Genomic DNA, 315 nt, shown 5'->3' on the forward strand with positions numbered 1-315 from the left:
TTCATCGCCTCTGACTGCCAGGGCATCCACCGTGTACGCTTAGTCGCTTAACCTCACAACCCGAAGATGTTTCACTTCTGATTGCGAAAATTTGAGAGACTCGAACACACCATTAAGATGTGTCGTTTCAATTTTCAGCTTGATCCAGATTTTTAAAGAGCAAATATCTCAAACGCCACCCGAAGATGAGTTTTGAGATATGACGGCAGGTGACTTTCACTCACGAACCAGCAAGTGGCGTCCCCTAGGGGATTCGAACCCCTGTTACCGCCGTGAAAGGGCGGTGTCCTGGGCCTCTAGACGAAGGGGACACTG

1 tRNA gene is annotated in these 315 nt (G+C 49.5%); it reads right to left on the reverse strand.

The window, feature by feature from the left end:
* Positions 1 to 235 precede the first annotated feature (235 nt).
* Positions 236 to 311: transfer RNA gene (locus ACDO57_RS23375), tRNA-Glu, on the reverse strand.
* Between the last annotated feature and the right edge of the window lie 4 nt (positions 312 to 315).

Source organism: Enterobacter cloacae complex sp. 2015409 (assembly GCF_041365315.1).
In the GTDB taxonomy this organism is placed as follows: domain Bacteria; phylum Pseudomonadota; class Gammaproteobacteria; order Enterobacterales; family Enterobacteriaceae; genus Enterobacter; species Enterobacter pseudoroggenkampii.